Source organism: Candidatus Hydrogenedentota bacterium (assembly GCA_018005585.1).
Classification (GTDB): domain Bacteria; phylum Hydrogenedentota; class Hydrogenedentia; order Hydrogenedentales; family JAGMZX01; genus JAGMZX01.
The window spans coordinates 14,526-23,288 of record JAGMZX010000053.1 but is presented as its reverse complement, the minus strand read 5'-3'; the positions used below and the strand labels follow the sequence as shown (position 1 = coordinate 23,288).

Here is an 8,763-nt window from a genome sequence, read left to right as displayed (position 1 = left end):
GGCGCGGCCTGGTTCGCCGCGAGACCGAAGCGCCCCATCCGCGCGTCCGGCAGCACGGACTCGACGCGCACGCGCAGCACCACATCCCGCGCGCCCGAGGCATGGGCCATAGGCGCGTCCAGCGGCATGATGCCCGGCCGCTGCAGGCGAAGCAGCAATTCGTCGCCGGCGCCCGCGCCCAAGGCTTCCGCCGCGGCTTCGTTTATCGCGACCGATTGGGCGCGCAATGCCGGACATGTGCCCGGCTCAGGCGCAAACCCCCAGAACGAGGGCGTCACGCCCAGCACCTGGACCTGCTTGCTCCGGCGGTCCGCTTCCGCCGTTTCAGGCGGCGAACTCGCCGCGCCGCGCAACGTCAGCACGGACGCAACCGTCGTCTCCGGTAACGCGTCCTGCATTCGCTGCGCCAGTCCTTCCCCGAAGAAACGGCCTCGCCCCTCCAGGGTCAGGTGGATGTTGCCCAGCCGGACCAGCGCGATATCGCGAAGCGTGCCCTGCACGCTGCTGCCCACCATAAGCGCGCCGCACAGGATGGCGCTGGCAAGCGCCGCGCCGAGAAACAACCCGGCGTGCGCGCGCCGGTAATAGGCCCAGCTCCGGACAATCAGGCGCAACATGCTCATGCGCCGCCCGCCAGTTCCAGATGTCCCCCATGCAGCGCGTAGACGGTCCCAAATCGCGCGGCGATGGCCTGCGCGTGTGTCACGATGACCATAGCCATTCTTTCATCCCGCGCCAGCTCCAGCAGCAGGTCCGCCAGTTGCGCCGCGCCGGCTTCATTCAGCGAACCCGTCGGCTCGTCGGCAAGCAGCAGACGCGGACGGTTGATCAGTGCTCTGACAGCCGCGACGCGCTGCCGTTCGCCGCCCGAAAGCTGCCCGGGCCGCGACTGCGCTTTGTCCCCGAGCCCGACGCGCGCCAGCAGCGTCAGTGCGCGGCCGCGCGCGTTCCGGCCGTCCGGATGCACCAGGCTCGGCGCGAGCACGTTCTCCAGCGCGGTACACTGCGGCAAGAGATGATGCGACTGAAACACGAAACCAATTTCGCGGTTACGAAGCCGGGCCGCCTCGGTTTCGGTCAGACCGCCGATGTCCCTGCCGTCCATGCGGACAACGCCCGAAGTGGGTGCGTCCAGTGCTCCCATAAGATGGAGCAATGTGCTCTTTCCGCAGCCGGACGGCCCCGTAATTGCCGCGCATTGCCCGGCGTGCAGCGTGAAGTTGAGACCATCCAATACCCGGAGCGGCGCCGCGCCGGACTCATATTCCTTCGTGACGTTCTCCATCTCAACCAACGGACAGTGTGGTTCCATGGGGTGGCCGCCTATGGTGAAACCGCGCCGAATGCAACGACCGTGCCGTCTTCGCTGCCGACCAGTATACGCCGCTGGGTAACGGCGGGCGACGTGATCAGGTCGCTCACATGATACGAGAACACCTTCTCGCCCGTTGCGAGCCGGAACATCGCGAGTTCGCCGTCTACCGAGACAATCACCTTGTCGCCGGCGACAACTGCCGAACTGGGCAGCCCCTGCGTCTCGTATTTCCAGCGGGCCATGCCCGAAACCCGGTCCAATCCGTATATGAATCCGTCATAAGAACACGCGATAACCCACGCATCCGTCACCGCGGGCGTGGTGAAGACCTCCCCTCCGCTGTCCGTATTGGTCCACAGAAACGCGCCCGATTCCCAGTCCGCCTCGAAAACCTTGCCGCGGCGGCAACCGGACACCACGCGGGTGTCAAGCAGCGCAACGCCGCCCGCCACCTGCGAATCCGGGTCGATTTCCAAATCCCGCAGCTTTTTGCCCGTCTCCGGGTCAAAAGCATGCAGAGCCGCCGCGCAACTGCCAAAGACCAGCACGCGCGCGTTCACCGCGGGCGAGGCATCGCTGCGGCCGACTTCTTCGCCGCGCCAGACCACGGCACCCGTTGCGGCATCCAGGCAGACTGGCGCGCCTGTCGGCTGTTCCAGCACGAATACCCGGGCCCGATCTCCGGCGCCGGCGTAATTGATGGCGCCGAGCAGACCGCTTTCCACATGGGCGCGCCAGCGTTCCGCGCCGGATTCGGCGTCCAGACACACGACCAGCCCCTCGTATGTGCCGGCGAGCACGGACCCGCCAAAACAGGCAATGGGCGACTCAATTTCTGCGTCCCGCGCGGGCTGTTCCGGTGTTGCTTCGGTCTGGATGGCGCGCGACCAGAGCAGCCCCCCGTGCATGTCCAGCGCGTGGACCACCCCGTGGGCCGTCGCTGCGAAAATCCGCCCCCCCTCCGCGACGGGCGTCTGGCGCACCGGCCCGCCCGCCATGAAACGCCACCACACGTCCAGAGTATCCGGAAAGGATGCGTCGGCCACGCCGCGCAGCGCCGCATCGCCGTGATACGTATTCCAGTTCCCGGTGTCGGGGATGTCATTGCCCAGGGGGCGCGGCGCGTTTCTCGGCGTCGCTTGCGGAGCCTCGTCCGGAATCTCCGGCTCTTTCACGCGTAACAGGACAAACTTTCCGGACAAGGCCAGCAGAACAACCGCCACCGTCGCGGCCAGTGTTTTCTTTGCCGTTCTTCTCACGGGCCCATGTCCTTCAGCACCGCGTCGTAGACCGCCGTCATGTCCCGCGCGGAACGCTCCAACGTGAACAGACTGGACACGGACTTTCGGCCCCGTTCGCTCAGCGCGCGCGCAAGTGTCCTGTCGCGAAGGACCATGCGCAGCGCATCGGCCAGCGCGTCTTCCGAGTCTTCGCAGATCATGCCGCCGCCGGTTGCTTCCACGATTTCGGGATAAGCGCCCGCGGCGGGCTGCACCACGGGAATGCCCCGCGCCATAGCCTCGAGCAAGGGCAGGCTGAACGCTTCGCCGCCGGGCACGGGCACCGAAAGCACGGATATGCCCGCGTAGAAACGGCCAATGTCCTCGGATTTGAAATCCCGGTGCAGTTCGGCGGCCGAGTCCAGGCCAAGGCCGCGCAACCGGCGTTCCATGGCATCCACATACGAAGCATCTGAAGTGGTCACGCCGCCCGTGGCCAGCAATCGCGCATCGCTGCATTCGGGGGTATGGCGCAGCCGAATGAACGCGTCCACCAGCTTGCCGAGTCCAAGCGACTCGCTCAGCCGCGCAAGATAACCGATGACCGGCGGGCCCGTGCGCTCTCCCGGCGGGCGGACGCCCCCGGCATCGACGCCAGGATACACCACGGCGATACGGTCGCGCGGCACGGCAAGACGCACGGCCATACGGTCCGCATACCAGCGGCTTGTCGATACAAACGCATGCACCCGCGCGGCGTCGCGCGCCATCGCCTCCCAGCACAGCCGGTCGTAGGGCGAACGCATCGCGTTCACCCACGGCTCTTCGTCCTGAAGGCTGCACACGAGCGGCACGTTTGACGCTTCCCGGATCGCGGGAACAAACCCCAGCAACAGCGCGTTCGAGATGTGGATAATGTCCGGTCTTCCCCAGCCGCGAAGCCATGCGAGAAAACGCTCGTATTCGCGCCGCTGCCCGCCATCGAGCGCACGAAGCATCGACAACGTCATCGGGCCAAGTTCCACGGCATTCGTCGAGCCTTCGCGCTCCGCGGCGCGCGCCAGCATCCACGGATTGTCCAGCAACTGCTCGAGCCAGCGCGGCGCTTTCCGGTAGACCGGGAACGACTCACGCAAGAATACATTCACGCCGCCGAAAAACAACGGCGCGCGCGCGCTTTCTTCCAAGTCGTCCCCATACATCGGCAAATACAGCGGCGCCACCACCGCGTCGTGCCCCAGCGCACGCATGGCCCGGACCAGCGCAAGGTCGCGCAGGCAGTTCTGGCAATAGAACGTCCCGCCGCTGCCCGGCACCAGATACAACACCCTCACGACGTCTCCTCCATTCCACGCAGCGCCAGCGCCGCCGTGGGACACGCCCGCGCGCAGGCTTCCGCCACGGGGCCAAGTCCCGCGTCGAGCGTTTCGCGCATGGCCGCGCACACGCGCGATTCCAGGCCGCGGCCCGTGAACGTCATTCCGAATTCCAGTCCGGCGGCCTGCGTCATCGCGACACAAATGCCGCACTTGACGCACTTGCCCGGCTCGAACTGCACCGTGGCATGGCGCATGATGGGTGCGATCGGCCCGCGCATCATCGTCCGGTGAATCTGCGGGCCCAACCCGTACGCCTCGGCATACTGGCGCAATTTGCAGGAGTGAATCTTGTGGCAGTCGCAGTGCAGGCACCGCGCGGCTTCCGCCGCCAGGGGTTCCGCCGCGCTTTGCCTCTCCGGCTTGCGCAGCCGTTCGACGGCGAATGGTTCCAGGTCCTCCGCGTGAAGCCGGTTGCCCAGCGTTGAATTGAAGGGTTTGTGCCCCCCCTCCGGCAGACCCAGGAACCAGCGTTCAACGGCCATGGCCGCGCGTTTGCCGCTTCCCACGGCGCGCACATGCAGCGGTTCCTCGACCGCCGTGAAGATGCGCGCATCCCGCTGGACCGGCAGCGCACACGCTACGATTACGGCGTCGTGCTGGGCCAGCAGCGATTCCATCGCGGTATCCGCGGCGATTTCACGCCCGAGCGCGAACGTCACCCCCGCGCCGCGCAGCGCGTCCATCTCACGGTCCAGCACGGCGGCCGGCAAGGCGCTTTCGTCGAGGCCGTAGAGCCTCGCGCACATCCGGGGCCCGCGCTCGTAGACGCAACACGCGTGGCCATTGCGGGCGCACAGCGCCGCGGCCGACAGCCCCGCGAGACCGCCGCCGACGATACCCACGGACTTGCCGCTCGGCGCGCGCGGGGCCTCCGCCGGCACAGGCCGCTCCGAAAGCGCGCGGTGCGTGTCGCGGATGGCTATCGGGCCGTCGTACTGGCTTCTGCGGCAAACGCGTTCGCAGGGCGCGGTGCAGACCCGTCCCAGCGTGCCCGGAAAAACGAGGTCGCGCCAGGCGAGCGCCGCCGCCGCGTCCAGGTCGCCCGCGTCAATGTAGCGGAGCATGCGCGGCACATTGAGTCCCGCGGGGCACAGCCGCGAGCACGGTGCTTCGCAATCACCCACATGCTCGTTCAGGAGCAGGTACAGCACTTCCTTTCGTGCGGCGGCAATCTCGGCGTCCTCCGTGACAATGTCCATGCCGTCCACGGCCTGCGTCGCGCATGCGGGCACGAGCCGTCCGGTGGCGAGGTCCTTGACGACGCACAGCATGCACGAGGTCAGCGCGCCCGTCTCTTCGAGGAAACACAGCGTGGGCACGTCGAACCCGGCCGCGCGCGCCGCCTCGAGCAACGTCGCTCCGTCGCGTGTTTCCGCCCTTTCCCCGTTGATGGTGAGGATTGCCACTACGCCACCTCTACCGCGTTGACCGGGCATGCGCGGTAACAGGCATCGCAACGGATGCATTTCCCCTGGTCGATCTCGTGTGCCTGATACGGAACCGGCTTGATGGCGTCCGACGGGCATACCTGCGCGCATTTCGTGCAACCGATGCAAGCATCGGTAATCGTATAGCGGATCAGGGCCTTGCACCTGTGCGCCGGACACCGCCCCGCGATATGTTCCTCGAATTCCTGCCGGAAATGGGCCAAGCCTGTCAATACCGGATTCGGCGCGGTCCGGCCCAGGCCGCAGAGGCTCTGTTTCTTCACGGAAACGGCCAGCCGCTCGAGTTCGGCGAGCTCCGCGGCCGTCGCCTCGCCGCGGCAGCAGCGCTCCAGGATCTCGAGCATGAGTTTCGTGCCCACGCGGCACGGCACGCATTTGCCGCACGACTCCAACTGCGTGAAGGACAGAAAGTACCGCGTCATTTCGACCATGCAGTCCGTCTCGTCCATCACCACGAACCCGCCCGAGCCGATCATGGAGCCCGCCGACGCGAGCGTCTCGTAGTCCACCGGGAGATGCGCGAGTTCCGCCGGGATGCAGCCGCCCGACGGCCCGCCAATCTGCACGGCCTTGAGCGCATGCCCGTCCTGTACGCCGCCGCCGGCTTCCTCGACGATCTGGCGCACGGTCAGACCCATGGGCACCTCGATCAGGCCGCCGCGCCGCACTTTGCCCGCCAGCGCGAACACTTTCGTGCCGCTGCTGCGCTCCGTCCCGATTGCCGCGAAGGCTTCCGCACCGTGTTCGATGATCCACGGCACGAGCGAGAACGTCTCGACGTTGTTGACCAGCGTCGGGCACCCGTGCAGTCCCGCGCGCGCCGGAAACGGCGGGCGCAGCCGCGGCGCCGGCCGGCGCCCCTCGAGAGAAGCGATCAGCGCGGTCTCCTCGCCGCAGACGAACGCTCCCGCGCCTTCGCGCACCTCCGCGTGAAAGACGTGGCCGCTGCCGAGGACGGCGCCGCCGAGAATCCCGTGCTCTTCGCAGCATTTCAGGGCCGCACGCACGCGCTGCACCGCCAGCGGATACTCCGCGCGCACATAGAAGATGCCGTGTTCCGCGCCAATCGCCACCGACGCAATCAGCATGCCCTCGATCACGCGAAACGTGTACGACTCGAGCAACATGCGGTCCATGAACGCGCCGGGGTCGCCCTCGTCCCCGTTGCAGACGATATACTTGGGCATGCCGGGGGCATGCCGCACCTCGCGCCACTTCCTGCCCGTGGGAAAACCCGCGCCGCCGCGCCCGCGCAGCCCGCTGCGGTCCATCACATCGATGACTGCTTCCGGGGTCCGGTCCCGGATTACCCGTTCGAGGGCGGCGAACCCGCCGCGCGCCCGGTATTCCAGCAAATCCGTCGGGCTGGCCTCGCCGCTGAATTCCGTCGCGATGCGCCGCTGAACACCGAGGAAATCCTGGACCGCCGCGCTGCCCGGCGGCAGCAGATAGCGATCAAGCGCGCGCTCCGGCTCGTTGGCATACACGCGGCCCAACCAGCCGTCCACGGACGCGCGCAAGCGCGCGAACAGGCGCGTCGGACGGAAATGGGAAACGACGATTTCGGGCACGTCTTCCGCGCGCACCTTCGCGTAAGTAAACTTCTTGCCGCCCGGGAGCACCACTTCCAGGATGGGCGTCTGATGGCACATGCCAATACAGCTTACGTGCTTGATGTGGACGTCCAGCCCGAAGCGCGCGCGCGTTTCTTCCAGCACTTCCCGTATCGCGCCGCTGCCGCCCGCAACGCAGCACGAACCAAGACCGATGCGGATTTCGCCGCCACGATGCCGGGCCCGGCCGTCGCGCATGGGCGGCATGCCCAGGCCCCGCCCGGCCTGCGCGCGGAAGTCATCCAGAATGCGCGGCGCAGACTCCGTCGTAACATGACCATACGTGATGCCATCGACCTGCACGGCGGGCGCGAGCGTGCAGCAACCAAGACACCGCACCATCTGCAGCGTGAACTCGCCCTTGGCGTCCGTGTCTTCGCCCGGGCGTAGCCCCAAGGTGTCCAGGAACGCCTCGTGCACATCCAGCGCGCCCTTGAGATGGCACGCCGTCCCGTCGCACACCGAAATGGTGTGCTTTCCGGCGGGACGCCTGCGGAATTGCGGGAAAAACGTGCTGACGCTGTCCAGGTCGGCGGCGGTAATCTCCGTCATCGCGCATATCCGGCGCAGCGCCGCTTCGGGCAGGTAATGGAACTCGCGCTGGACCGCGTGCAGGATGGGAATGACCGCATCGCGGCCTGTCCCGCACGCGGCGATAATCCGGTCGGTCGCGGCTATGTCGCTCTCGATGGTCATGTCATGACGCCGCTATACACACGAGGCGCGACTGCGTGCGCACATAGATTCGGCCGTCCACAAAAGCCGGGGTCGCAACCGTCTCCTCGTCGAGCCGGGGCGCGCCGACAAGCTCATACGCGCCCGCCGCCTTGAAGATAATGGTGGTCCCGGCCTTGTCCACTGCGTAGATGCGGTCGCCGGCAAGTATCGGAGAGGCATAGAAGCCCTCGTCGAACTCCTGCATCCAGGTTTCCGCGCCGGTCTCCGCGTCGAGGCACACGATCTCGCCGCGCGATGTCGCCATGAAGAAATGCCGCCCCGTGCCGACGGGGCTGGACACGTCGGGCAGCAGGTCTTCATATTGCCAGGCAATCGCGGGCTTCGGTTCCGCGCCATCTTTCTCGAAACGAATCGCCACCGCCGTGGTCATGTCGTTTGCCGCAAAGACGGTCCCGTTGGCGTACGCCGGGCTTGTGGCCACCTCCGCGTCCAGACATTCCAGCCGCCACAGGAGCTTGCCCGACAGCGGGTCATAGCCCGACACGTCCTGCGACGAGTTCAGCAGCAACTGCCAGCCAAAAGGCGTCTCGACGCACGCGGGCGACGCCCACGAAATGTGGGTGCGCGGCGCGGCCCACACCTCGCGGCCATCCGCAAGGTCGAGCGCCAGCAGCTTGCCGTTCCGTTTCTGGTCGTATTGCACGATGAGCGTGCCGCCGTGCGCGAGCAGCGACGAAGAATGCCCATAGTGATTGTCGGGCACGCCGAGATTCCTCCCCCATTTCAGCGTTCCGGCGTCATCCAGGCAAACCAGGTCGCCATTGCCGAACAACGCACACGCGAGATTCCCTTGCGCGGCCATCGTCGGCGCGGCGAAACTCGTCTCCTCGGTGACCTTCGGCGGTTTCTCCGGCGTGCCGGGCATCGGTTGCAGGGCATAGCGCCAAAGCAGCGCGCCCGTCTCCGTGTCAAAGCAAAACACCTCGCGCGCGGTGTCTGTCGCGCCGCTGAGGTACAAGCGCTTCTCCCACACAACCGGCGAATTCGTGCCGCCCAGCGGCGGCTCGGCTGTCCACAGGACGTTGCGCCCCGAAGCGAGGTCCCAGTCGA

At 67.0% G+C, this 8,763-nt stretch carries 7 protein-coding genes; all 7 read right to left on the bottom strand.

The features are described 5' to 3' along the window. Positions 1-623 (bottom strand): hypothetical protein (locus tag KA184_10900; protein MBP8130074.1); only part of this gene is annotated, 623 nt, incomplete at its 3' end. Next, on the bottom strand, positions 620-1,312 hold the full coding sequence (locus KA184_10895) for an ABC transporter ATP-binding protein (GenBank protein ID MBP8130073.1): 693 nt from the start codon (positions 1,310-1,312) through the stop codon (positions 620-622). The genes KA184_10895 and KA184_10900, both read right to left, overlap by 4 nt. 11 nt (positions 1,313-1,323) lie before the next feature. Further along, complete coding sequence (locus KA184_10890) at positions 1,324-2,574, bottom strand: PQQ-binding-like beta-propeller repeat protein (GenBank protein ID MBP8130072.1); 1,251 nt, start codon at positions 2,572-2,574, stop codon at positions 1,324-1,326. Continuing rightward, a complete protein-coding gene (locus KA184_10885; GenBank protein MBP8130071.1) occupies positions 2,571-3,869 on the bottom strand; it encodes a glycosyltransferase in 1,299 nt (432 codons plus the stop codon). The genes KA184_10890 and KA184_10885 overlap by 4 nt, the downstream gene beginning before the upstream one ends. Next, the gene (locus tag KA184_10880; protein ID MBP8130070.1) at positions 3,866-5,320 is read right to left on the bottom strand and encodes a (2Fe-2S)-binding protein; all 1,455 of its coding nucleotides are present in this window, start codon (positions 5,318-5,320) and stop codon (positions 3,866-3,868) included. Before KA184_10880 ends, KA184_10885 begins: the two co-directional genes overlap by 4 nt. Then, on the bottom strand, positions 5,320-7,671 hold the full coding sequence (locus KA184_10875) for an NAD(P)H-dependent oxidoreductase subunit E (GenBank protein ID MBP8130069.1): 2,352 nt from the start codon (positions 7,669-7,671) through the stop codon (positions 5,320-5,322). The genes KA184_10880 and KA184_10875 overlap by 1 nt, the downstream gene beginning before the upstream one ends. Position 7,672: 1 nt before the next feature. Then, positions 7,673-8,763 (bottom strand): PQQ-binding-like beta-propeller repeat protein (locus tag KA184_10870; protein MBP8130068.1); only part of this gene is annotated, 1,091 nt, incomplete at its 5' end.